Annotated in this window: 21 protein-coding genes; 9 read left to right on the forward strand and 12 right to left on the reverse strand. The window is 76.0% G+C overall.

Annotated features, from left to right (window positions below):
• The 3 genes from GTQ99_RS05070 to GTQ99_RS05080 all read right to left on the reverse strand — a co-directional run.
• Positions 1 to 575 (reverse strand): MFS transporter (locus GTQ99_RS05070; RefSeq protein WP_166614656.1); only part of this gene is annotated, 575 nt, incomplete at its 3' end.
• Positions 572 to 1,009, reverse strand: a complete 438-nt coding sequence (locus GTQ99_RS05075; RefSeq protein ID WP_166614657.1) for a hypothetical protein — start codon at positions 1,007 to 1,009, stop codon at positions 572 to 574. The genes GTQ99_RS05075 and GTQ99_RS05070, both read right to left, overlap by 4 nt.
• On the reverse strand, positions 1,006 to 1,368 hold the full coding sequence (locus GTQ99_RS05080) for a hypothetical protein (RefSeq protein ID WP_205706820.1): 363 nt from the start codon (positions 1,366 to 1,368) through the stop codon (positions 1,006 to 1,008). Before GTQ99_RS05080 ends, GTQ99_RS05075 begins: the two co-directional genes overlap by 4 nt.
• 59 nt (positions 1,369 to 1,427) lie before the next feature.
• Between GTQ99_RS05080 and GTQ99_RS05085 the strand changes: the two genes are divergently transcribed.
• Positions 1,428 to 2,510, forward strand: coding sequence for an alkene reductase (locus GTQ99_RS05085; protein WP_166614658.1), 1,083 nt, complete (start codon positions 1,428 to 1,430; stop codon positions 2,508 to 2,510).
• Between the two features lie 57 nt (positions 2,511 to 2,567).
• Here GTQ99_RS05085 and dxs read toward each other — a convergent pair whose 3' ends face one another.
• The 7 genes from dxs to GTQ99_RS05120 all read right to left on the reverse strand — a co-directional run bounded on the left by dxs (position 2,568) and on the right by GTQ99_RS05120 (position 12,098).
• Complete coding sequence (dxs, locus tag GTQ99_RS05090) at positions 2,568 to 4,511, reverse strand: 1-deoxy-D-xylulose-5-phosphate synthase (protein WP_166614659.1); 1,944 nt, start codon at positions 4,509 to 4,511, stop codon at positions 2,568 to 2,570.
• A 78-nt stretch (positions 4,512 to 4,589) separates the two neighbouring features.
• Positions 4,590 to 5,225: an FCD domain-containing protein gene (locus GTQ99_RS05095; protein WP_166614660.1), complete on the reverse strand. Its 636-nt coding sequence runs from the start codon at positions 5,223 to 5,225 to the stop codon at positions 4,590 to 4,592.
• Between the two features lie 2 nt (positions 5,226 to 5,227).
• Positions 5,228 to 6,832 carry a dipeptide ABC transporter ATP-binding protein gene (locus tag GTQ99_RS05100; RefSeq protein ID WP_166614661.1) on the reverse strand — a complete coding sequence of 535 codons (1,605 nt, stop codon included), beginning with the start codon at positions 6,830 to 6,832 and terminating at the stop codon, positions 5,228 to 5,230.
• Complete coding sequence (locus GTQ99_RS05105; protein ID WP_166614675.1) at positions 6,829 to 8,571, reverse strand: gamma-glutamyltransferase family protein; 1,743 nt, start codon at positions 8,569 to 8,571, stop codon at positions 6,829 to 6,831. The genes GTQ99_RS05100 and GTQ99_RS05105 overlap by 4 nt, the downstream gene beginning before the upstream one ends.
• Before the next feature lie 23 nt (positions 8,572 to 8,594).
• Positions 8,595 to 9,491: an ABC transporter permease gene (locus GTQ99_RS05110; RefSeq protein WP_166614662.1), complete on the reverse strand. Its 897-nt coding sequence runs from the start codon at positions 9,489 to 9,491 to the stop codon at positions 8,595 to 8,597.
• Positions 9,488 to 10,444 (reverse strand): ABC transporter permease subunit, encoded by a 957-nt coding sequence (locus tag GTQ99_RS05115; protein WP_166614663.1) that lies wholly within the window; start codon positions 10,442 to 10,444, stop codon positions 9,488 to 9,490. The genes GTQ99_RS05110 and GTQ99_RS05115 overlap by 4 nt, the downstream gene beginning before the upstream one ends.
• 1 nt (position 10,445) lies before the next feature.
• On the reverse strand, positions 10,446 to 12,098 hold the full coding sequence (locus GTQ99_RS05120) for an ABC transporter substrate-binding protein (RefSeq protein WP_166614664.1): 1,653 nt from the start codon (positions 12,096 to 12,098) through the stop codon (positions 10,446 to 10,448).
• A 182-nt stretch (positions 12,099 to 12,280) separates the two neighbouring features.
• Here GTQ99_RS05120 and GTQ99_RS05125 point away from each other — a divergent pair, with 182 nt between their 5' ends.
• From GTQ99_RS05125 to GTQ99_RS05145, 5 genes are all read left to right on the forward strand, one after another.
• Positions 12,281 to 12,925, forward strand: a complete 645-nt coding sequence (locus GTQ99_RS05125) for a DUF1275 family protein (RefSeq protein ID WP_166614676.1) — start codon at positions 12,281 to 12,283, stop codon at positions 12,923 to 12,925.
• Positions 12,926 to 13,073: 148 nt separating this feature from the next.
• Positions 13,074 to 14,741, forward strand: coding sequence for a phosphoglucomutase (alpha-D-glucose-1,6-bisphosphate-dependent) (gene pgm, locus GTQ99_RS05130; RefSeq protein WP_166614665.1), 1,668 nt, complete (start codon positions 13,074 to 13,076; stop codon positions 14,739 to 14,741).
• Positions 14,742 to 14,751: 10 nt separating this feature from the next.
• The gene (locus GTQ99_RS05135) at positions 14,752 to 15,147 is read left to right on the forward strand and encodes a S4 domain-containing protein (protein WP_166614666.1); all 396 of its coding nucleotides are present in this window, start codon (positions 14,752 to 14,754) and stop codon (positions 15,145 to 15,147) included.
• Between the two features lie 46 nt (positions 15,148 to 15,193).
• Positions 15,194 to 16,639, forward strand: coding sequence for a dihydrolipoyl dehydrogenase family protein (locus GTQ99_RS26645; RefSeq protein ID WP_338074739.1), 1,446 nt, complete (start codon positions 15,194 to 15,196; stop codon positions 16,637 to 16,639).
• A 72-nt stretch (positions 16,640 to 16,711) separates the two neighbouring features.
• Positions 16,712 to 17,713, forward strand: coding sequence for a zinc-binding dehydrogenase (locus GTQ99_RS05145; RefSeq protein WP_166614668.1), 1,002 nt, complete (start codon positions 16,712 to 16,714; stop codon positions 17,711 to 17,713).
• Positions 17,714 to 17,734: 21 nt separating this feature from the next.
• On the opposite strand, the gene GTQ99_RS05150 is transcribed toward GTQ99_RS05145, so the two are convergent.
• Positions 17,735 to 17,950 (reverse strand): hypothetical protein, encoded by a 216-nt coding sequence (locus GTQ99_RS05150; RefSeq protein WP_166614669.1) that lies wholly within the window; start codon positions 17,948 to 17,950, stop codon positions 17,735 to 17,737.
• The gene (locus GTQ99_RS05155; protein ID WP_166614670.1) at positions 17,940 to 18,305 is read right to left on the reverse strand and encodes a MerR family transcriptional regulator; all 366 of its coding nucleotides are present in this window, start codon (positions 18,303 to 18,305) and stop codon (positions 17,940 to 17,942) included. Before GTQ99_RS05155 ends, GTQ99_RS05150 begins: the two co-directional genes overlap by 11 nt.
• 74 nt (positions 18,306 to 18,379) lie before the next feature.
• Between GTQ99_RS05155 and GTQ99_RS05160 the strand changes: the two genes are divergently transcribed.
• The 3 genes from GTQ99_RS05160 (at position 18,380) to GTQ99_RS26650 (ending at position 23,075) form a co-directional block, all read left to right on the forward strand.
• Positions 18,380 to 19,084: an SDR family oxidoreductase gene (locus tag GTQ99_RS05160; protein WP_166614671.1), complete on the forward strand. Its 705-nt coding sequence runs from the start codon at positions 18,380 to 18,382 to the stop codon at positions 19,082 to 19,084.
• Positions 19,085 to 19,187: 103 nt separating this feature from the next.
• Positions 19,188 to 20,612 carry a glucose-6-phosphate dehydrogenase gene (locus tag GTQ99_RS05165; protein ID WP_166614672.1) on the forward strand — a complete coding sequence of 475 codons (1,425 nt, stop codon included), beginning with the start codon at positions 19,188 to 19,190 and terminating at the stop codon, positions 20,610 to 20,612.
• Between the two features lie 111 nt (positions 20,613 to 20,723).
• Complete coding sequence (locus GTQ99_RS26650; RefSeq protein WP_166614673.1) at positions 20,724 to 23,075, forward strand: SpoIIE family protein phosphatase; 2,352 nt, start codon at positions 20,724 to 20,726, stop codon at positions 23,073 to 23,075.
• The last annotated feature ends 78 nt before the right edge of the window (positions 23,076 to 23,153 follow it).

A 23,153-nucleotide genomic window follows, 5' to 3' on the forward strand; every position in this document is an offset into this window, starting at 1 on the left:
GTCCCGGCCGGCCGCCCGCCGCGCACGAGCGGCAGCCACAGCAGGGCGGCCGCCAGCGCCGGCGCGACCCACACCGCCAGCGCCGTGCGCCACCCGCCGGCCAGCTGCTGCGCCAGCGGCACCGCCACCCCGGAGGCCAGGCTGCCGGCGACCTGCATCAGCACGACGTAGCCGCTGGTGAGCAGCGTGGTGCGGCCGGGGAACTCCGCGCGCACGAGCGCGGGCAGCAGGACGTTGGCGACGGCGATGCCGGCGCCCACCAGGGCGGTCCCGGCGAACAGCGGCACGGCGCCGGGCACCCAGCGCAGCGCGCCCCCGGCGACGAGGAGGGCGAGGGCGGCGACGAGCGTGCCGCGGGTGCCCCAGCGGGCGGCGGCGCGCGGCACGAACGGGGAGCAGCCGGCGAAGGCGAGCAGCGGCAGCGAGGTGAGCGCGCCGGCGGCCGCGGCGCCCAGGCCGCTGTCGGCCGACAGCACGGGCAGCAGCGGCCCGACGCCGGTGAGCGGGGAGCGCATCGAGCACGCCACCAGCAGCAGGCCGGCGACGAGCAGCAGCGCGGTGCGGCGGGCGGTCACCGACCGGCCCGGGCGGCCCGCGCCTCGCTGCGCAGGTACACCAGGCCCAGCACGGGCAGCACCAGCGGCACGAACAGGTAGCCGGCGCCGTAGCCGGACCAGACGGTGGAGTCGGGGAAGGCGCGGGCGTCGGCGAGGCTGAGGGTGCCGACGACGAGGACGCCCACCAGCTCCACCGAGCAGGCCACCCAGGCGGCGCGGCGCCAGCGGGGGCCGGTGCGCCCCAGGCCCAGGGTGGCGACGACGTAGACGAGGCCGGCGAACGCCGAGAGCGCGTAGGCCAGCGGGGCCTCGGAGAAGCGCTCGGCGATCTGCACGGCGGCCCGGGAGACGGCGGCGATCGCGAAGACGGCGTACAGGGCCACGAGCACCCGCCCGAGGCCGGTGGTGCGCCGGGGGGCGCCCCGCCCGTCCCCGCGCCCGTCCCCGCTCACGCGGTCACCTCGAAGAGGAGGAAGGCGCGGTAGGCGACGACGACGACGGCCAGGCAGGCGACGGCGAGCACGAGGGTGCTGGGGCGCGAGCGGTCCGCCAGGGTCCACAGCGTCCCGGCGGGCAGCAGGAACGGCGCGACGACGAGGTAGGCGATCGAGGTGGCCAGCTCCTCCGGGCGCGGGCCGGCGACCAGCCGCACGACGCCCGCCACGAGCAGGACGAGCACGGCCAGCTCGACGACGGCCAGGCCCACCAGGTGGGCCCTGCCCACGCGGCGGTCGCGGGCGGCGGTGACGACGGCCCAGGCGCCCATGAGCAGCGCGAGCGAGCAGACCACCGCGACGAGGGCACCGGACACGGGGGTGAACTCTACGAGGACCGGGAAGGCTTCCCGCACCGCATCGGTTGCACCAGGACATGGATCTGTTCTCCCCCGTCGCGCTCGGCGACCTGCAGCTGCCCAACCGCCTCGTCATGGCCCCGCTGACCCGCATGCGCTCGGGGGCGGCGGGCGTGCCCGGGCCGCTGGTGGCCGAGCACTACGCGCAGCGCGCGAGCCTGGGGCTGATCGTCAGCGAGGGCACCTACCTCGACGGGGAGTCGCGCGGCTTCGCCGGCCAGCCGGGCGTCGTCACCGACGAGCAGGTGGAGGGCTGGCGGCGGGTGGCCGACGCGGTGCACGCCGCCGGCGGGCGCATCGTCATGCAGCTCATGCACGCCGGGCGCGTCTCGCACCCGCGGCTCACCGGCTCCCGGGTCGTCGCGCCCAGCGCGATCGCCATCGAGGGCCAGGCGCACACCCCGGCCGGCAAGGAGCCCTTCCCGGTGCCGCACGCGCTGAGCACCGAGGAGGCCGCCGCGGTCGCCACCACCTTCGCCACCGCCGCGCGCCGCGCCGTGCACGAGGCCGGCCTGGACGGCGTGGAGGTCCACGGCGCCAACGGCTACCTGCTGCACGAGTTCCTCTCCCCCGCCTCCAACACCCGCGAGGACCGCTACGGCGGCTCGCCGCAGGACCGGGCCCGGCTGGTGGTCGAGGTCACCACCGCCGTCGCCGAGGCGGTCGGCGCGGGACGCACCGGCATCCGCATCTCGCCCGAGCACAACATCCAGGGCGCCCTGGAGACCGACCCGGCCGACGTGGAGGCGACCTACCAGGCGCTCGTGGAGGGCCTGCGCCCGCTGGGCCTGGCGTACCTGAGCGTGCTGCACGCCGAGCCGGAGGGCGCGCTCGTGCAGGGCCTGCGCAAGCGCTTCGAGGGCCCGCTCATGGCCAACAGCGGCTTCGGCGTCGTCACCTCCCGCCAGGACGCGCTCGACCTCGTCGCCGACGGCGTCGCGGACGCGGTCGCCGTGGGCCGCGCCGTCATGGCCAACCCCGACCTGCTGGAGCGCTGGCGGCGCGGGCTGCCGGAGAACGAGCTGGACCAGGCGACCGTCTACTCCTCCGGCCCCGAGGGCTACACCGACTACCCGACCGCGACGGGCGCCGGGGCCTGAGGCCCTGCGCGGCACCCGGCCGGGCGCTCCGCCGGACCGGGTGCCGCGGGGCGGGACCTACTCGCCCCGCTCGTTGCCCACGGAGGAGTGCTCGCCCACCGGCCGCGCCTGCGGCAGCCCGGTGCCGATGACCTGGTCGATGACGCGGTGGGCGATGGACTGGGGGTCCAGGCCGGCGTCGCGCAGGATCTCCCCGCGCGAGGCGTGGTCGAGGAAGCGGTCGGGCAGGCCGAGCTCGGTCACGCCGGTGTCCACGTCGGCCGCGCGCAGGTCCTGCCGCAGCCGGGTGCCGACGCCGCCGACGCGCACCCCGTCTTCGATGGTGACCACGAGGCGGTGCTCGCGGCAGAGGTCGACGAGCGAGGAGGCGACGGGCACGACCCAGCGCGGGTCGACCACGGTCGCGCCGATGCCCTGCGCGGCCAGCAGGGCCGCGGCCTCCAGCGCGGTCGTGGCCATGGCCCCGATGGCGACGATGAGCACGTCCCTGGCGTCGCCGGGCGCCTCGCGCAGCACGTCGACGCCGTCGGGCAGGCGCAGCACGCGGGGGACGTCCGGGCCGACCGAGCCCCGGGGCCAGCGCAGCACGGTGGGGGCGTCGTCGACCGCGACCGCCTCGGCGAGCTCCTCGCGCAGGGTGGCGGCGTCGCGGGGCGCGGCGATGCGGATGCCGGGGACGGTCTGCAGCAGGGCCAGGTCCCACATGCCGTGGTGGCTGGGCCCGTCCGGCCCGGTGACGCCGGCGCGGTCCAGCACGAAGGTGACGCCCGCGCGGTGCAGGGCCACGTCCATGAGCACCTGGTCGAAGGCGCGGTTCATGAAGGTGGCGTAGATCGCGACGACCGGGTGCAGCCCGCCGTAGGCCAGGCCCGCGGCGGTCGTCACGGCGTGCTGCTCGGCGATCCCCACGTCGAAGACCCGCTGCGGGTGCCGCCGCTGGAACTCGTGCAGGCCGGTGGGGCGCAGCATGGCCGCGGTGATGGCCACGAGCTGGGGGTGGCGGTCGCCGAGGCTCGCCAGCTCGTCGGCGAAGACGGAGGTCCACGAGCGGCCCGAGCTGGACTCCAGGGGTTCGCCGGTGGTGGGGTCGATGCGGCCCACGGCGTGGAACTGGTCGGCCGCGTCGCGCAGCGCCGGCTCGAAGCCGTGGCCCTTCTCGGTGATGGCGTGCACGATCACCGGCGTGCCGTAGTCGCGGGCCTGCCGCAGGGTCTCCTCCACCGCCTGCAGGTCGTGCCCGTCGATCGGCCCGAGGTACTTGATGTCGAGGTTGGAGTACAGCGCCTCGTTGCCGGTGAAGCGGGAGAGGAACCCGTGGGCCCCGCCGCGCAGGCCGCGGTAGACCGCGCGGGCGGGCGAGCCGAAGCGGTTGGCGGCGGCCGCGCTCTTCTCGTGCAGCGTGCGGTAGCCCCGGCGGGTCCGCACCGAGTTCAGGTACCGCGCCATCCCGCCGATCGTGGGCGCGTAGGAGCGGCCGTTGTCGTTGACGATGATGACCAGGCGGCGGTCGTTGTCGTGGGAGATGTTGTTGAGGGCCTCCCACGTCATGCCGCCCGTCAGCGCGCCGTCGCCGACGACGGCGACGACGGTGCGGTCGGACTGGCCGTTGAGGCGGAAGGCGCGGGAGATGCCGTCCACCCACGACAGCGACGACGACGCGTGCGAGGACTCGACGATGTCGTGCTCGGACTCGCTGCGCTGGGGGTAGCCGGCGATGCCGCCGCGCTCGCGCAGCCGGGAGAAGTCCTGCCGGCCGGTGAGGAGCTTGTGCACGTAAGACTGGTGGCCGGTGTCGAACACGAAGGGGTCCCGGGGCGAGTCGAAGACGCGGTGCATCGCCAGCGTCAGCTCCACGACCCCCAGGTTCGGCCCCAGGTGGCCCCCGGTCTTGGCGACCTCCGCGACGAGGAAGCGCCGGATCTCGGCGGCCAGCTCGAGCACCTGGGGGTGCGAGAGGGCCTTCAGGTCGCGCGGGGACCGTATCGATTCGAGCAGGGTCACGGGTGCTCCTCTCGTCTGCCCGGACAGCTTAGGCCGCTCCCCGGGCGGCGCCAGGTGGGCGGCGGGCGGGCGCCCGCCTCAGCGGGCGGCGCGCGCGAAGCTGCGCCGGGAGTTCTCGACGTGGCGCACCATCGCCGCCCGCGCGCGCGCCGGGTCGCCGGAGGCGATGGCGGCGACGACCTGGCGGTGCTCGGTCCAGGCGCGCAGCCCCTGCTGCGGCACCGTGGTGGCGTAGGCCCACTGGACCTGCTCGCCGACCCTGCGCAGCACCAGGGCCATGCTGCGCGCGCCGGACAGCCGGGCGACGGCGCCGTGGAAGCGGCTGTTGAGCTCCGCGCCGAGGACCGGGTCGCCGCCGTCGAGGGCGGCGAACCCGGCGTCCACGACCTCGGTGAGCTGCGGCACGAGCTCGTCGTCCCCGGCCGCGACCCGCTCGGCGCAGCGGGTCGCGGTGATGCCCTCCACGACGCAGCGCACCGCGTACAGGTCGGTGAGGTCGTCGACGGGCACCTGCGCGACCCGGGCGCCGGCGTTGGGCCGCAGCTCGACGAACCCCTCCCCCGCCAGGGCCCGCAGCGCCTCCCGCACGGGGACGCGGGAGGTGCCGTAGCGCTCGACGAGGCTGGCCTCGGTGAGGCGCGCACCGGGCGCGAAGGCGCCGCCGAGCACGTCGCGGCGCAGCGCCTCGGTGACCCGCTCGGCCGATCCGCCCACGTTCAGGCGGCGGCGCGGCCGGGGATGGCCGACAGCAGCTGGGCGGTGTACTCGTGGCGGGGGGAGGCGAACACGTCCTCGATGGTGCCCTGCTCGACGACCCGCCCGGCGCGCATGACGAGGACGTCGTGGGCGAGGTGGCGCGCGACGGCCAGGTCGTGCGTGATGAACAGGTACGTCAGGCCCAGCTCGTCCTGCAGGCGCTCCAGCAGCGCGAGCACCTGCTGCTGCACGAGGACGTCGAGGGCGGAGGTGGCCTCGTCGAGGACGACGACGCGCGGGTTGAGCGCCAGCGCCCGGGCGATCGCGACGCGCTGGCGCTGCCCGCCGGACAGCTCCGCCGGCCGGCGCTGGGCCAGGCCCCGGCTGAGCGCCACCTGGTCCAGCAGCTCGCCGACCCGGGCGCGGCGGCTGCGGGCGTCCCCGGCGCGGGCGATGCGCAGCGGCTCGTCGATCAGCCGCTCCAGCGTCATCGTGGGGTCCAGGGAGCCGTAGGGGTCCTGGAAGACCGGTTGCACGTCGCGCCGGCCCCCGGCGACGTCGACGGCGCCGGAGGTCGGGGCCTCCAGGCCCAGCACGAGCCGCGCCGTCGTCGTCTTGCCGGAGCCGGACTCCCCGACGACGGCCGTGGTCGTGCCGGCGCGCACCGCGAAGGAGACGCCGTCGACGGCCCGCACGTGCTCGCGCTGCCCGCGCACCCGGTACTCCTTGACGAGGTCGCGGACGACGAGGACGTCCTCGCCGGGACCCTCTGGCCGCGGGCGGGCACCGGCCCGCCCGGCGGTGGCGGGGGCGGCCGCCACGAGCCGGCGGGTGTAGGCGTCGGCCGGCTCGCCCAGCACCCGGCGCGCCGGGCCGGTCTCCACGACGCGGCCCTCGGACATGACGAGGACGTCGTCGCAGCGCTCGGCGGCGAGGGCGAGGTCGTGGGTGACCAGCAGCAGCGACGCCCCGCGCGCGGTGGTCAGCCGGTCCAGGTGGTCCAGGATCTGCCGCTGCACCGTGACGTCGAGCGCGGAGGTCGGCTCGTCGGCGATGAGCAGCTCCGGTTCGGCCGCCAGCGCCATCGCGATGAGCACCCGCTGGCGCATGCCGCCGGAGAACTCGTGCGGGTACTGCCGCGCGCGGCGGCCGGCGTCGGGGATGCCGGCCTCCTCCAGCAGCTCGACGGCGCGGTCGCGGGCCGCGGCGCCCCGGGCCAGCCCGTGCATCCGCAGCGTCTCCGCGACCTGCCGGCCCACGCGCGCGGAGGGGTTGAGGTTCGACATCGGGTCCTGCGGGACCAGGCCGACCTGCCGGCCGCGCAGCCGGCGCAGGCGCCCCTCGTCGCGGCCGACCAGCGCGGCGGTGACGTCGTCCCCGCAGACGCTCACGCGCCCGCCGGTGACGCGGCCGGCGCCCTGCAGCAGCCCGAGGACGGCCGCGGCGGTGGTGGACTTGCCCGAGCCGGACGCGCCGACGACGGCGACGCGGTGCCCGCGCCGGACGGTGAGGTCGACGCCGTGCAGGACGGTGTCGGCGCCGTAGGCGACGTGCAGCCCCTCGACCCTCAGCAGCTCCTCGCGCCCCGCGGCGCCCGCGGTGCCCGCGGGGTCCACGGCGCTCACCGGCCCACCGCGTAGCCCTGCGCGCCGCGGGAGTTCGCGGCGGCGTGCAGCACCCCGGTGCGCGGGTCGCGCCCGGCGCAGGAGAGGCGGCCCAGCGCCCACGGCCCGGAGCGCGTCACCACGTGCCCGCGCTCGGCGAGCCCGGCGATGACGTCCTCGCCGATCCGGTCCTCGACGACGGCGCCGCCGGGGGTCCAGGTGCGCGGCCAGAACGAGCCGGGCATCGAGGTCGTGTGCAGCGCGGGCGCGTCGATGGCCTGCTGCGGCTCGTACCCGCCGACGAGCGTGCGCAGCAGGTACAGCAGCTGCCACTGGTCCTGCTGGTCGCCGCCGGGGGTGCCCAGCGCCTCCACGGGGACGCCGTCGCGCAGCAGCAGCGTCGGGGTGAGGGTGGTGCGCGGGCGCTCACCGGGCCGCAGCGCGGACGGCGCCCCCTCCTCCAGCCAGGTCATCTGCAGCCGCGAGCCCAGGCAGAAGCCCAGCTCCGGGATCGTCGGGGAGGACTGCAGCCAGCCGCCGGAGGGGGTCGCGGAGACGACGTTGCCCCAGCGGTCGACGACGTCGACGTGGCAGGTGTCGCCGCGGGTGGTGCCGGCGGCCTCCACGGTCGGCTCCCCCACGGTGGGTTCCCCGACGCCGACCGCGTCCGGCGCCTCGGTGCGCAGCGGCGGCACGAACGGCGCCCGGCCGCCGACGCTGCCCGGGCGGAACTCGTGGCTGGCGCGGTCGGTGACGAGCGCACGGCGGGTGGCGGCGTACTCCTCCGACAGCAGCTCGCGCAGGACCTCCGGGTCGGCGGCCGAGCCGTACCAGGCGTCGCGGTCGGCGAGGGCGAGCTTGAGCGCCTCCAGGACGGTGTGCGCGCCGCGGACGGTCGAAGGGTCGAGGTCGGCGTCCTCGAAGCCGTCGAGGATCCGCAGCGCCTGCAGCAGCACCGGCCCCTGCCCGAACGGGCCGGTCTTGGCGACGGTGGTGCCGCGGAACTCGATGGTCGCGGCCTCCTCGTAGCCGGCGGAGAACGCCGCGAAGTCGCTGACCTCGATCACCGCGGCGTGGTCGGTGCCGGAGGAGTGCCGGTGCGGGGTGCGCAGGAACTCCACGGCCTCGCGGGCCACGAACCCCTCGCGCCACTCGCGGCGGAACGCCTCGATCCGCTCGACGCGGGAGCCGGCGCCCTCCCCGGCCTCGAGCAGGCGCTGCAGGGTGCGCGCCCAGGCCGGGTTGGTGATGACGTCGCCGTGCCGCGGGACCCGCCCGCCCGGCATCCACAGCTGCGCCGAGCTCGGCCAGTGCTCGCGGAAGAGGTCGGCGACCGAGGCGATCGTCGAGCCGACGCGGCCGACGACGGGGTGCCCGTCGCGGGCGTAGCCGATGGCGGGTTCCAGGACGTCGGCAAGCTCCCAGGTGCCGTGGTCGCGCAGCAGCACCACCCAGGCGTCGACCGCTCCCGGCACGGCCGCGGCCAGGCCGCCGGCGCCGGGCACCAGGTCCAGGCCCTCGCCGCGGTAGTGCTCGATGCTCGCGGCGGCCGGGGCCGGGCCCTGGCCGGCGAGCACGACCGGGGTGGGGTCGTCGGCGGTGGCGAACACGGCGGTCATGTCCCCGCCGGGGCCGTTGAGGTGCGGTTCGACGACGTGCAGCACGAACGCCGCGGCGACGGCGGCGTCGAAGGCGTTCCCGCCGCGCTCCAGCACCGACTGCCCGGTCGCCGAGGCCAGCCAGTGCGTCGAGGCCGTCATGCCGAACGTGCCGGGTCGGGCGCTCAACGGTTTCCTCCGTGGTCGAGGGCGTCGCGCAGCGCGTCGCCGAACAGGTTGAAGGCCAGGCAGACCAGCACGATCGCCAGGCCGGGGAACAGGGCCGCCGTGGGCGCGCGGAAGATGTACTGCTGCGCGTCGGAGAGCATGATGCCCAGGCTCGGGGTGGGGGGCTGGATGCCGAGGCCGAGGAAGGACAGCAGGGCCTCGCCGATGACGACGGCCGGCACGATGACCGTGGCCTGCACGACGATCGAGGGCACCGCGTTGGGCAGCACGTGGGTGGCCAGCACCCGCACCCCCGAGGCGTCCATGCTCCGGGCCGCCAGCACGTACTCCGACCCGCGCAGCCGCAGCGTCTCGGCGCGCACCACCCGGATCACCTGCGGCACGTGGGCGACGCCCAGCGCGAGCGCGGCGTTGCCCAGGCTCGCCCCGCGGATCGCGGCCAGCCCGACGGCCAGCACGAGGAACGGGAAGGCCAGCACGACGTCGGTGAGGCGGGAGACGACCACGTCCAGACCGCGCCAGTAGCCCGCCGCCAGCCCCAGCGGGGTGCCGACGACGACGGACAGGACGACCGCGAGGACGCCCACCTGCAGCGAGGCGCGCAGGCCGTAGAGGATGCGGGAGAGCACGTCGCGCCCCAGGTCGTCGGTGCCCAGCCAGAAGCCCACGGTCCGCGGCACCTGGAACGGCGTCTCGAAGTGGACCTGCGTGGGCGGGTGCGGGGCGAGCAGCGGCGCCAGCAGCGCGGCGAGCACGACGAGGGCGACCAGCACCGTCCCGGCGAGGCCGGAGCGGTCGCGCAGCAGCCGGCGCAGCACGCGCCCGCGGCTGGAGCCGAGGTCCACCTCGAGCCGGTCGGCGGCCGCCGGCCCGGCGGTGGTGGGGGAACTCATCGTGCACCTCCGGAGACGCGGATGCGCGGGTCGAGCACGGTGTAGAGCAGGTCGACCGCGAGGTTGATGACGACGTACGCCAGCGTCACGACGAGCACGACGCCCTCGATGACGGGGTAGTCGCGGCTGAAGACCGAGTCCAGGGTCAGCTTGCCGAACCCCGGCAGGCCGAAGATGCGCTCGGTGACGACGGCGCCGGAGATCAGCCCGCCGAGCTGCAGGCCGACGAGGGTGACGACGACGACGAGGGAGTTGCGCAGCGCGAACCGCAGCACGACCGAGGAGCGGGAGGCGCCCTTGGCGCGCGCGGTGCGGACGTAGTCGGCGGACAGGTTCTGCAGCATCGAGGCGCGGGTCTGGCGCATGACCACCGCGGCGGTGCCGGCGCCGAGGACGACGGCCGGCAGCGTCAGGTGGTGCAGCGCCCGCAGCGGGTCCTCGGCCGGGGAGACGTACCCGGAGGCGGGGAACCAGCCCAGGCCCACGGCCAGGTAGAGGATGGCCAGCAGCCCCAGCCAGAAGCTCGGCACCGACAGCCCCAGCAGCGACAGGCCGTTCACCCCGGCCTCGGCCCAGGTCCCGCGGCGCACCGCGGCCACGACGCCCGTCGCCAGGCCGAGCACGAGGGCGAGGAGCACGGCGTAGAGCGAGAGCCACAACGTGACCGGCAGGGTCGCGCCGATGAGCTCGGTGACCGGGGTGCCGGTGCGCACGGAGGTCCCGAGGTCGCCGCTCAGGGCGCTGGTCAGGAACCTCCAGTACTGCACCCAGACCGGCTGGTCGAGGCCGAGGTCGGCGCGGACCGCGGCCAGCGCCTCCGGCGTCGCCTCCTCCCCGGCCGCCGCGAGCGCGGGGTCGCCGGGCAGCGCGCGGACGCCGGCGAAGACGACCACCGACGCCAGCAGGAGCGTCACGACGCTCTGCCCCAGGCGGGAGATCAGGAACCGTGCCACCTCAGTCCTCCTCCGTCACGAAGGCGGCGCGCCCGAGGCGGACGACACCGTCGGCGTAGGTCTCGACCCCGGCGACGGCGTCCTCGCCCGAGGACACGTACCCGGTGATGCTGCGGACCCGGTACAGGTAGACGATCGGGTTGTCGCGCTGGACGATCGTGACGACCTGCCCGTACAGCTGCGCCCGCACGGCCGGGTCGGTCGACTGCGCCGCCCGCTGCAGCAGCGCGTCCACCTCCGGGTTCGAGTAGCCGGAGTAGTTGTTGCCGGCCGCGGTGGTCAGGAAGCTCGCGGCGTTGCCGTGCGGGTCGACGCGCCCGGACCAGCCGAGCTGGACGGCCTCGAAGTCGCCGCTGGACTGCTGGTCCAGCAGCGTCGAGTACTCGACCGGCTCGATCTCCAGCTCGAAGCCCGCCTCCAGGACGCTGGCCTGCAGGGCCTGCGACAGGCGCAGGGTGTCGGCGGTGTTCGAGGCGGAAACCCTGATCCGGTACGGCAGCTGCACGCCCGCCTCGGTCAGCAGCCGCCTGGCCCGCTCGGGGTCGTGCGGCGGGCACGCCTCGCCGGCGGCGGTCGCGTAGGTGCTGGCCGGGGAGATGAACGAGCACGCCGGTTCGTACCAGTCGTTGAACACCGAGTTCACCAGGGCCTGCCGGTCGACGGCGAGGGAGAACGCCTCGCGGATGCGGGGATCGGTGGCCAGCGGGGTGTCGATCCTGCCGGGCGGGTTGCCGACGCCCTCGGTGTTGCCGAGGTTGAACGTGACGCCCTGGTAGCCGAAGGACCCGGTCTGCAGCAGGCCGATCCCGTCCTCCTGCGCGAGCGCGTCGACGTCCTGCGGGGACAGGCTGTCGGCGACCTGGACGTCCCCGGAGCGCAGGTTGGCCGCGCGGATGTTCGCGTCGGTCATGATGCGGTAGGTGATGGAGTCGAGGTGGACCTCGTCGGCCGCGTAGTAGTTCGGGTCGCGCTCGACGGTGATCGAGGTCTGCGGGACCCGCTCGACGTACTTGAACGGCCCCACGCAGGTGGGCCGGTCGCCGAAGTCCTCGCCGAGCTCGGCGAGCGCCGTCGGGGACATGACCATCCCGGCGCGGTCGGCGAGGGAGGCGGTGAGCGGGGCGAAGGGGCGCGAGTAGCGCACGAGCACGGTGGCGGGGTCGAGGGCCTGCACGTCGCTCACGGGGCCGAGCTCGCTCTTGCGCGAACTCGTCTCCAGGGTGAGGTTGCGCTCCAGCGTGGTGACGACCGCGGCGGCGTCGAGGGGGGTGCCGTCGGCGAAGCGGACCCCCTGGCGCACCGGGATGGTGACCTCGAGGCCGTCGGCGGAGGTGGTGGGCAGCGCCGCGGCCAGCTGCGGGACCAGCTCCCCGTCGGCGTCGACGTCGTAGAGCTTCTCGCAGACCGCGTTCATGACGTAGCGCGTGTAGAGGGAGGAGGAGGTCGTCGGGTCGAGCCGGTCGGGTTCGGCGGAGAGCGCCACGACGAGGTCGCCGCCGGCGCGCACGGCGCCCGGGTCGGCGCGCACGCCGGTGACGTCCTCGCGCTCGGGGGAGGCGCCGACGGGCTGCACGGGGACGCACGCGCCGAGGACGAGCAGCGCCGCGCCGGCGAGGACGGGCAGGGACGGGGGACGTGCTGGTCGAGCGGTCATCTCGGACCTTTCGGCAGGTCGGTCCTGCTGCGGAACGTATACAATCCGTGCACCGTAGTCTCCCGGTGTTTCCCGCGTGTTTCAAGGCGCGGACCCCTTCATCTCCCACCCCCGGAGGACGCCCCGTGACCGCCGAGCAGCAGCAGCGCACCCGCCGACGCGCCTCCTGGCAGCTGGGGCTGATGCTCGTGCTGACGTTCTCCACCGGGATCGTCGACGCGGTCGGCTACCTCGGCCTCGACCGCGTCTTCACCGCGAACATGACCGGCAACGTCGTCATCCTGGGCATGGCCCTCACCGGCGCGGAGGACCTGCCGGTCCTGGGGCCGGTGCTGGCGCTGGCCGGCTTCCTGCTCGGCGCGCTCGTCGTCGGCCGCGTCCTGCGCCGCGCCGCGACCGGGTGGACGACGGCGACGACGGTGGTGCTCGCGGTCGTCGGGCTGGCGCTGGGCGCCCTGGCCGCCGTCACCGCGGGCCTGGACGGCGTGCCCGTGGAGCAGGGCAGCACGCCGCCCGCGGCGGCCCTGGTCGTGACCACGGTCCTCGGCCTGGTGATGGGCGCGCAGGCGGCGGCGGCGCGCCGCCTGGCGGTCAAGGACGTCACGACGGTCGTGGTCACCTCCACCCTCACCGGCCTGGCCGCCGACTCGCGGCTGGCCGGCGGCACCGGCGAGGGCTGGCGCCGGCGGCTGGGCGCCGTCGTGCTCATCGGCGCGGGGGCCGCCGTCGGCGCGGCGCTGCTGCGCTGGGAGATCGGCGCCGGGCTGGCGCTGGCGGGCCTGATCACCCTGGTGGTCGCGCTGCTGGGGCACTGGCGCGGGCGCTGACCCGGACGGGTGGCCGGGTCTTCCCGGCCCCCCGCCCGCGCAGGGCGCGCGCCGCGGCCCGCACCCGGGGTGCCCCGGGGGCACTGGCGGGCCGGGGTGGCGGGGTGCAGCATCATCGTCACGACCGACCGCCGCCGGAAGAGGAGCCATGACGCACCCGCGCGCAGGACAGCACGCCGAACCCTCGGACCTCATCGACGTGGCGCACGTCGTCACGGCCTACTACGCGACGCAGCCCGACCCCGGCGAGGTCGCCCAGCGGGTGTCCTTCGGCACGTCGGGGCACCGCGGCTCCAGCCTGGACGCGGCGTTCAACGAGCAGCACATCCTCGCCACGACCCAGGCGATCGTCGACCACCGCCGCGAGCAGGGCTACGACGGGCCGCTGTTCCTGGGCCGCGACACCCACGCCCTCTCCGAGCCCGCGTGGACCTCCGCGCTGGAGGTGCTCGCCGCCAACGACGTCACCGTGCTCGTCGACGACCGCGACAGCTGGACGCCCACGCCGGCCGTCTCGCACGCGATCCTGCGCGCCAACCGCGAGGGCTCCGGAGGGGGCGCGCGGATCCGCACGAGCGGACCCGGCCTGGCCGACGGCATCGTCGTCACCCCCTCGCACAACCCCCCGCGCGACGGCGGTTTCAAGTACAACCCGCCCAACGGCGGGCCGGCCGACACCGACGCCACCGGCTGGATCGCGCAGCGGGCCAACTCCTACCTGGAGTCCGGCCTGGACGGCGTGCGGCGCGTGCCGTTCGCGCGCGCCCGCGCCGCCGCGCAGGGCTACGACTACCTCGGCACCTACGTCGAGGACCTGCCGAACGTGCTGGACGTCGACGCGATCCGCTCGGCCGGGGTGCGCATCGGCGCGGACCCGCTGGGCGGGGCGAGCGTGGAGTTCTGGCAGGCGATCGCCGAGCGGCACCGCCTCGACCTCACCGTCGTCAACCCGCTCGTGGACCCGACGTGGCGGTTCATGACGCTGGACTGGGACGGCAAGATCCGCATGGACTGCTCCTCGCCGTCGGCCATGCACTCCCTCATCGACCGCCGCTCGGAGTTCCAGGTCGCCACCGGCAACGACGCCGACTCCGACCGGCACGGCATCGTGACCCCGGACGCGGGGCTGATGAACCCCAACCACTACCTCGCGGTGGCGATCCAGTACCTGTTCGGCACCCGCGAGGGCTGGCCGGCCGGCGCCGCGATCGGCAAGACCCTGGTGTCCAGCTCGATGATCGACCGGGTCGCGGCGAAGCTGGGCCGCCGGCTGCTGGAGGTCCCCGTCGGGTTCAAGTGGTTCGTGCCGGGCCTGCTCGACGCCTCCGTCGGCTTCGGCGGCGAGGAGAGCGCCGGTGCCTCCTTCCTGCGCCGCGACGGCTCGGTGTGGAGCACCGACAAGGACGGGATCCTGCTGGCGCTGCTGGCCTCGGAGATCATCGCCACCACCGGCCGCACCCCCAGCGAGCACTACGGCGACCTCATCGCCGAGTTCGGCCGCCCGCAGTACAAGCGCAGCGACGCGGCCGCCACCCGGGAGCAGAAGGCGACGCTGTCCAAGCTGTCGGCCGACCAGGTCACCGCGGACTCCTTCGCCGGCGAGCGCATCGTCGCCAAGCTCACCGAGGCCCCCGGCAACGGCGCGAAGATCGGCGGCCTGAAGGTCGTCACCGAGAACGCCTGGTTCGCCGCCCGCCCCTCCGGCACCGAGGACGTGTACAAGATCTACGCGGAGTCGTTCAAGGGTTCCGACCACCTGCGCCAGGTCCAGGCCGAGGCGCAGGAACTCGTCGACGGGGTCCTCGCGGGTTCGTGACGGTGGCGTCGTGACGAGGATCGACCAGTGGACGTGGGCGGTGCGGCTGTTCAAGAGCCGCTCCGTGGCGGCCGCCGCCGTCAAGGCGGGGCACGTGCGCGTCAACGGCGAGCGCGCCAAGCCCGCCACGACCGTCCACGAGGGCGACGAGGTCCGCATCCGGGCCGAGGGCCACGAGAAGGTGTTCGAGGTGGTGCGCCTGCTGGACAAGCGGGTGGGCGCACCGCTGGCCCGGGAGGCCTACGTGGACAACTCGCCGCCGCCACCGCCGAGGGACGAGTTCTTCGGGGCGTTCGGCACCCGCGACCGCGGTGCCGGGCGCCCCACCAAGCGCGACCGGCGCGAGATGGAGCGCCTGCGCTGGGGCCGGGGCCAGGAGGTCGGGGCCGAGGACGAGCGGGGCTGAGCCGCGGCCGGTGGCGCGCGGCGCCCGATCGGGGCACGGTGGGCGCGTGGACGTGACCGAGTACGACGTGGTCGTGGTGGGCGGTGGGCCGGCGGGGACGTCGGCCGCCGTCCGGGCGGCCGAGCTGGGAGCGCGCACCGCGCTGCTGGAGGGGCGCCGCACCGGCGGGACGTGCGTGAACACCGGGTGCGTGCCGACGAGGGTGCTGGCCAAGACCGCGCGCCTGGTGCGTGAGGTGCGCACCGCCGCCGAGTACGGCATCGCGGTGCCGCAGCAGACGATCGACTGGCCGGCCACCGTCGCCCGGGTCCGCGCCACCGTGGAGCGCGTGCACGCCGCCCGCGCCGACGCGCAGCGCCTGGCCGACCTGGGCGTGGACCTCGTGCTGGAGGGGCCGGCGCGCTTCGTGGACCCGCACGTGCTGGAGCTGACCGGCAGCGGCCGCCGCGTGCGCGGGGAGAACGTCGTGCTGTGCGTGGGCGGGCGCTCGCGCCGCCTGCCGCTGCCGGGCGCGGAGCTGGCGACCTACCCCGAGACGGTGCTGGACCTGCCCGCGCTGCCGCGGCGGCTGGCCGTGGTGGGCGCCGGGAACACCGGCGCGCAGCTGGTCACGGTGTTCCGCGCCCTGGGCAGCGAGGTGCTGCTGCTGGACCTGGCCCTGCGCGTGCTGCCCACCGCGGACGCCGACGTCTCGCACGCGGTGCGCGAGGCGTTCCAGGAGCAGGGCGTGCGCGTGCGCACCGGCATCGAGGGCGTGGACTCGCTGGCGCGGCGCGGGGACGGCGGGATCGACCTGGCCTGGCGCGAGGACGGCGCGCAGCGGGTGGAGGCCTTCGACGCGGTCGTGCTCAGCGTGGGCTGGCCCGCGGCGCTGGAGGGGCTGGGGCTGGAGGCGGCGGGCGTGGCCACGCACCGCTCGAGCATCGTCGTCGACGAGCACCTGCGCACGAGCGCACCGCACGTCTTCGCCGCCGGGGACGCCAACGGGCAGTCGATGCTCGTGCAGGCGGCGCACGCGGAGGCCGAGGTCGCCGCCGAGAACGCGGTGCTCGGCGCGCGCCGGCGCGCCCGCCACCTGCTGCTGCCCAGCGGCGGGTTCACCGACCCCGACTACGCCGGGGTCGGCCTCACCGAGGAGCAGGCCCGCGCGCGCGACGAGCGGTGCCTGAGCACCACCGTGCCGTTCGCCCAGATGGAGCGCCCCCTCATCGACGACCGCACGCGGGGTTTCCTCAAGCTCGTCGTGGACCGCCGCCGCGAGGTGGTCCTCGGCGCGCACGCCGTGGGCGAGGAGGCCGTCGAGGTCGTGCAGGCGGTGACGACCGCGATGGCGGCGGGGGTCGACGTGGCGACGCTGGCGCGCGTGGAGTTCGCGTACCCGACGTACAGCGCGGTCATCGGCGAGGCGGCCCGCCGGCTGCTCCAGGAGGTCCAGCAGCCGTGGCGGGGCAGCGCCGCGGCGCCCGCCCCGGCCGGTGCGGCGGCGCGCTGACGGGGGACGACCGGGCACCACCACGAGCACCACGAGCACCACGAGGACCACGAGGAGCACGAGGAGGTCGCTGTGCTGGCTGGCAGGTTGCACGTGCCGACGAGGGCGTTCGCGGTGGAGGACGTCCCCACCCCGAGCGCCGGTCCCGGCGAGGTCCGCATCGCCGTCGCGGCGGCGGGGGTGTGCCTGTCCGACGTCCACCTCGTGCAGGGCGTGCTGACCCCCCGGCTGCTGCCGGTGGACACGGTGACCCTCGGGCACGAGGTGGCCGGCACCGTCGACCAGGTCGGCGAGGGCGTGCGCTCGCTCGCGGTGGGCCGGCGGGTCCTGCTGCAGGCCGGTGAGGAGCGCGCCGGGACGACGTGGACGCGCGGCGTGGACCTCGACGGCGGCTGGGCGGAGTTCGCGCTCGCCCGCGCCGACACCGTCGTGCCGATCCCCGACGGGCTGCCGTTCGAGCAGGCCTGCTTCATCCCCGACGCCGTGTCGACCCCGTGGGCGGCGATCGTGGACACCGCGCGGGTGCGCCCGGCCCGCCCGGTCGGCGTGTGGGGCGTGGGCGGCCTCGGCGTGCACGCGGTGCAGCTGCTGCGCCTGGTCGGCGCGGCGCCGGTCGTCGCCGTCGACCCGCTGCCGGCCGCGCGCTCGCGCGCCCTGGAGCTCGGCGCCGACGCGGCGCTCGACCCGGGCGACGAGGAGTTCGCGGCCTCGATCACCACGCTCACCGGCGGGCGCGGGCTGGACGTCGCGTTCGACTTCGCGGGGGCGCCGGCCGTGCGCGAGCAGGCCGCGGCCGCCCTGGGCCGCGGCGGGCGGCTCGTGCTCGTCGGGCTGAGCGACCACCCGGTCGTGCTCCCCGGCGGCACGGCGTTCAGCGTGCTGCGCCAGCAGCTGCTGGGGCACTACGGCTCCGAGCCGCAGCACGTGCAGGACGTCGTCGACCTCGTGCGGGCCGGGCGGGTGGAGTTCTCCCGCTCGGTGAGCCGGGTCCTCCCGCTCGCCGACGCGGCCGCGGCGCTGGAGGCGCTGGAGCGCGGGGACGGCGACCCGGTGCGGATCGTCCTGGTCCCCTGAGCGGTCCCGCGAGCGGGCGGGTCAGCCCTTCGGCAGCTCCCGCAGCCAGGCCTCCACCTCGGCGAGGGTGAGGACGGGGCCGTTCTCGCCGAAGGCGATGCGGGCGTCCTTCGCCCCCGGCCGGCCGCTGGTGAGCAGGTAGCCGGGGTGGCGCTTCGTCGGCGCCTCCAGCGTCCAGCCCTTGGCCCCGGCGGTGCGGCGCAGCGCCTCGAAGCGCGCCTGCTCGTCAGTCGACACGGGTGCACCCCTCGGGCGGGTGCTCGGCGGTGGCGATGACGGCCTCCAGCTGGCCGCGGGCGGCCACGAGCTCGGCCAGCTGGCGGTCGATGCGGTCTCGCTCGGCGGCCAGGCGCCGGCGCAGCTCGGGGGTGGAGGTGCCCGTGTCGAAGCACGGCAGCACCTCGGCGATGACCCGGCTGCTCAGGCCCGCGGCGTACAGCTGCTGGATGAGGCGCACCCGCTGCACGGCGGAGCCGTCGTAGCGGCGCTGCCCGCTGGGGGTGCGCTGGGCGGGCAGCAGCGACTGCTCCTCGTAGTAGCGCAGCGAGCGCACGCTCACCCCGGCCTGCGCGGCCACGTCCCCGATGCGCACTGCTCCCCCGTCCGGTGGGTCGTCCCCGACGCCGACTTGCCTCTGACGTCGATGTGAGGTTCTAGCGTACCCGCATGCAGATCACCGGAGCCACCGCGCTCGTCACCGGAGCCAACCGCGGCATCGGCCGCCACCTCGCCGCCCAGCTGCTCGAGCGCGGCGCGACCGTCTACGCGGCCGCCCGCCGCCCCGAGAGCGTCGACCTGCCCGGTGCGCGGGTGCTGGCCCTCGACATCACCGACCCCGAGGCGGTCGCCGCCGCCGCGGCCGCCGCGGGCGACGTCGACCTCCTCGTCAACAACGCCGGGATCTCCACCGGCGCCGGCCTGGCCACGGGCGACCTCGACGCCGCGCGCCGGGAGATGGACGTGAACTTCTGGGGGACGCTGGGGGTGGTGCGTGCCTTCGCGCCCGTCCTGGCGGCCAACGGCGGCGGCGCGATCGTCAACGTCGCCTCGGCGCTGTCCTGGTTCGCCGCCCCCGGCGCCGGCGCCTACGCCGCCTCCAAGGCCGCCGTCTGGAACATGTCCAACGCCGTGCGCCTGGAGCTCGCGGGCCAGGGCACCCTCGTGACCTCCGTGCACCTGGGCGCCGCGGACACCGACATGATGGGCGACTACGAGGGCCCCAAGACCGACCCGGCGGACGTGGCGCGGGTCGTGCTCGACGGCGTGGAGGCCGGCCGGATCGAGGTCGTCGTCGACGACTGGAGCGAGATGGTCAAGGCGAGCCTGGCCAAGGACCCCGCGGAGTTCTACGAGCGCCTCCTGCGGGGCTGAGCCGCACCGGGGGCGGGCCGCCCGGTGCACCCGCGGCGGCCCGCCCCCGGCCCGGTAGCGTACGGCGGGCATCATCGGACCCGCGGAGCAGTTGGAGTCGGACATGAGCAACGCCCTGGGCGCCACCACGAGCGCCGGCCCCACCGTCTTCGTCGTCTACGGCGCCACCGGCGACCTCGCCAAGCGCCTGGTGATGCCCGGTTTCGCCGCCCTCGCCGCGGCCGGCCTGCTGCCCGAGCAGTGGGTCCTCGTCGGCAGCGGCCGGCGCGCCATGCCCGACGACGACTACCGCGAGCACGTGCGCCGGGGGCTGCAGGAGTTCGGCAAGGTCGGCGACGACGTCGTCGAGGGCATCCTGCCGGGGCTGCGGTTCGCCGGTGGCGGCTTCACCGCCGAGGACGCGGGCGAACTGCTCGACGCGATCGCCGCCGCGCGCTCGGAGATCGGCGAGGACGCGCAGCTCGTGCACTACCTGGCGCTGCCGCCGTCCACCTTCGAGGACTACACCCGCGCCATCGAGGCCCACGGCCTCGCCGAGGGTTCCCGCGTGGTCTACGAGAAGCCGTACGGCACCTCCCCGGACAGCTTCGAGGAGCTCGACCGGCTCGTGCTGTCGGTGTTCGACGAGCAGCAGGTCTTCCGCATCGACCACTTCCTCGGCAAGGAGGCGACCCAGCAGCTGCACGTGCTGCGCTTCGCCAACCGCATGTTCGAGCACCTGTGGAACAACCGCCACGTGGCGCAGGTGCAGATCGACGTCCCCGAGACCCTCGGCGTCGACGAGCGCGCGAAGTTCTACGACGAGACCGGCGCGACGCTGGACATGCTCGTGACCCACCTGCTGCAGGTCGCCGCCGAGGTCGCCCTCGACCCGCCGGCGCAGTGGACCTCCGACGGGCTCGCGCAGGCCCGCGAGGCGGTGCTCGCGGAGTTCCGCGCCATCGACCCCGCCGACGTCGTCCTGGGCCAGGGCAGCGGGTACCGGGAACTGCAGGACGTGCGCGAGGGCTCCGACACCGACACCTTCGTCGCCGCGCGCGTGTGGGTGGACACCGAGCGCTGGTCCGGGGTGCCGTTCGTGCTGCGCACCGGCAAGAAGATGGCCGAGTCCCACCAGCACGTGACCCTGGTGCTCAAGCCGGTGGAGAACAGCCCGCAGCGCGGCGAGGGCGAACCCGAGACGATCACGTTCACCCTCAGCGGCAACGGGACCGTCTGGGCGGGCGTCACCGCCCGCCGCCCCGGCGTCTCCGACGACCTGGTGCCCGGCCGGCTCTCCCTGGACCTCGCGGACCTGCCCAACGCCGAGCCGCTGCCGCCGTACGCGGCGCTGCTGCGCGACGTCCTCATCGGCGACCGCGCGCTGTTCACGACCTCGAACGGGCTGCGCGACGCCTGGCGGGTGGCCAAGCCGCTGCTGGACCAGCGCCCCGAGCTGGTGACGTACGAGCCGGGCACCTGGGGCCCCGAGCAGGCCGAGCAGCTCGCGGCCCCCTACGGCTGGCTCACCGAGCACCGCGACCGCTGAACCGGCGCCCCGGGGAGGGCCGACGGGCCCCGGCGAGCCCACGCCGTTGCGGGGGGTTACCGTCGGGGCACAGGGTGCGACCAGTCGCCCGCCAGCCCTCCCTGGAGCCTCGTGGACCTCGACCACCCGCACCGCAGCACCGACGACGGCGGCGCCGCCCGGGCCGCGGGGGTCCCGCCGGCACCGGAGCGCTTCGCCCCCGGGTACGGGGCGGTCGACCTCACCACCTGCGACAGCGAGCCCATCCACGTCCCCGGCGCGGTGCAGCCGCACGGCGTGCTGCTGGCGGTGGAGCGGGCCGGTCACCGGGTCGTCGTCGCCTCCGCGAACGCCGCGCAGCTCCTCGGCCGCCCGCTGGAGCAGGTCCTCGGGCGGGCGCTGGCCGACCTGCTGGGACCCGACCTCGCCGGGCGGGTGCGGGCGGCGGACGCGCTGGAGGACTTCGCCGAGCCCCTGGTCGCCGCGGTGCCCACCCCGGCCGGGCCCGTGCCCGTCGACGCGGTGCTGCACGTGTCCGGGCAGCGCCTCGTCGTCGAGCTGGAACCCGTCGCCCGCGGGGCGGGCGCGGCCACGGTGTCCTACCGCTCGACGCGCGCCGCCGTGACGCGGCTGGCCGGCAGCACCGGCATCGACGGGCTGTGCGCCCGGCTGGCCCGCGAGGTGCGGCAGCTGACGGGCTTCGACCGGGTGATGGTCTACCGCTTCGACGCGCAGTGGAACGGCGAGGTCGTCGCCGAGGACCGCCGCGAGGACCTCAACGCCTTCCTGGGACTGCACTACCCGGCCTCCGACATCCCCGCCCAGGCCCGGCGGCTGTACACCGTCAACTGGACCCGGCTGATCGCCGACGTCGACTACGCCCCCTCCCCGCTGCACCCGCTGCTGGACCCGGGCACGGGGGCGCCGCTGGACCTGTCGCACTCGGTGCTGCGCAGCGTCTCGCCCATCCACCTGGAGTACCTGAAGAACATGGGCGTCACGGCGTCCATGTCGGTCTCGCTGCTCGTGGAGGGCCGGTTGTGGGGGCTCATCGCCTGCCACCACTACTCCGGGCCGCACCGGCCCAGCCACGACGCGCGCTCGGCGGCGGAGTTCCTGGGGCAGACCGCCTCCCAGCTGGTGGGTGAGCGGGTGCGCTCGGCCGAGCGCGACCAGGCGCTGGCCGCGCAGGAGCTGCTGGGCGACATCGTCGCCACCGTCTCCGCCAGCGGGCGCGAACCGCTGGTCACCCTCGTCGAGGACGGTCGGCTGCTGCCCCTGCTCGACGCCGGCGGCGTCGCCCTGTGGACGGGGCACCGGCTGCTGACGAGCGGTCGGGTGCCGCCGCGGGCGCAGCTGCAGCGCATCGCGACCCTGCTGGCCCGCGCCGACGGCGCCCCGGTCTTCACCGACCACCTCGCCTCGCTGAGCCCGGGGCTGGCCGACGTGGCCGACCGGGCGGCGGGTGCGCTGCGCATCGGCGTCGACGGCGAGGGCTGGCTGCTGTGGGTGCGCCCGGAGCAGCCCGAGGTCGTCGACTGGGGCGGCGACCCGCACAACGCGAAGATCGCCGAGGGCGAGGGCCCGGACGTGCGGATCAGCCCGCGCACGAGCTTCGAGAAGTGGCGCGAGGTCGTGCGCGGGCGCAGCGCCCCGTGGCGGCCCTGGCACGGCTCCGTCGCGGACCGGCTGCGCAGCCAGGTCACCGGCGTCATGCTCGGCCGCTCGCGCGACCAGATCGCCATCGCCGAGTCGCTGCAGCGCGCCGTCGTCCTCGACGAGGCGCCCGTGGTGCCGGGGGTGGACGTCCTGGCCCGCTACCGCCCGGCCGAGGGCGGGCAGCTGGGTGGGGACTGGTGGGACGTGATGGCCCTCGACGAGGGGCGGGTGGCGCTGGTCGTCGGCGACGTCGCCGGGCACGGCGTGCACGCGGCGGCCGCGATGGCCCAGCTGCGCACGGCGCTGCGCGCCTACCTGCTGGAGGGGCACACCCCCGCCTCGGCGCTGGACCGCCTCGACGCGCTCGTCGGCACGCTGCTGGGCGAGCACACGGCCACGGCGCTCGTCGCCGTGGTGCACCCCGGCACGGGCGGCGAGGACGGCGCGGGGGCGGTGGTGGAGCTGGCCAGCGCGGGGCACCCGCCGCCGCTGCTGGTGGGCGCCGCGGGCACCCGCGCGCTGGAGGTCCCGCCGCGGCCGGTGCTGGGGGTGGGCTTCGGCCCGGTCACCGGGCTGGCGGCCGAGACGGTGCGGGTGCCGCTGCCGCCCGAGGCGTTCCTGCTGCTCTACAGCGACGGCCTCGTCGAGCGCCGGGGCCGCGGGCTGGACGAGACGACGGCGACGCTGGCGAGGACGGCCGCGAGCGCGGCGGCGGACCTGCTGCCCGCGGCGGCGGACATGTCCGGCGTCGCGGACCGGCTGCTCACCGCGGTCCCCGGCGGCGCCGGCGACGACACGACGCTGGTGCTGCTGCGGCTGCGCTGATCAGCGCGCGTCGCGGGTGCCGCGCTCCAGGTCGGGGGCGGCGCTGGTGACCGCCCCCGCCCCGGCCGGGGCGGGCAG

The sequence above is a fragment of the Kineococcus vitellinus genome, from assembly GCF_009906315.1.
Classification (GTDB): Bacteria; Actinomycetota; Actinomycetes; order Actinomycetales; family Kineococcaceae; genus Kineococcus; species Kineococcus vitellinus.